This is a genomic window from Mesorhizobium sp. WSM4830 (assembly GCF_055811495.1).
In genome coordinates this window covers 1-403 of record NZ_JBVVQI010000124.1, presented here as the reverse complement: position 1 = coordinate 403, position 403 = coordinate 1, and the positions used below count along the sequence as shown (strand labels likewise).

The following is a 403-nucleotide window of genomic DNA, read 5'->3' as shown; positions in this document are numbered from 1 at the left end:
GGCGCGTCATTGTATCCCCGTCGATAGCTCTGATGGATGGAGTCGTAGTGATAGGCGACCGCTCTTTCCGGGTCGCGTCGATCAACGAGCAGCAGCGACCAATGCTCAGCGCGTCCCTCATTCTCCGCCGTAGCCATAGGATTGCCACTGTTCACCGGCAGGAACACGAAGTCGGCTGCGACGTCGTTTTGATGATAGATGGACAGCAACCTACCTTGCACGTCCCCGTCGTCACGGCGCAGCTGATGGGCGACCAACGCATCCACCAGCCGCGTTCGGGCGGCGAGCGCTGGGTGGGCCGCCTGCAGGTACTGCTCCAGCAACTGGTAATCCCTCTGGATATGGGCGTCGCTGAGCAGTTCGGTGGCCCCGAGCACCGCCCCCGCGGGAAGGTTGGACGAAC

At 62.8% G+C, this 403-nt stretch carries 1 pseudogene; it reads right to left on the bottom strand.

Annotation, left to right across the window (positions count from 1 at the left end):
• Positions 1-403, bottom strand: a pseudogene (locus AC0L2Y_RS34640) (Ulp1 family isopeptidase); the annotation flags it as partial.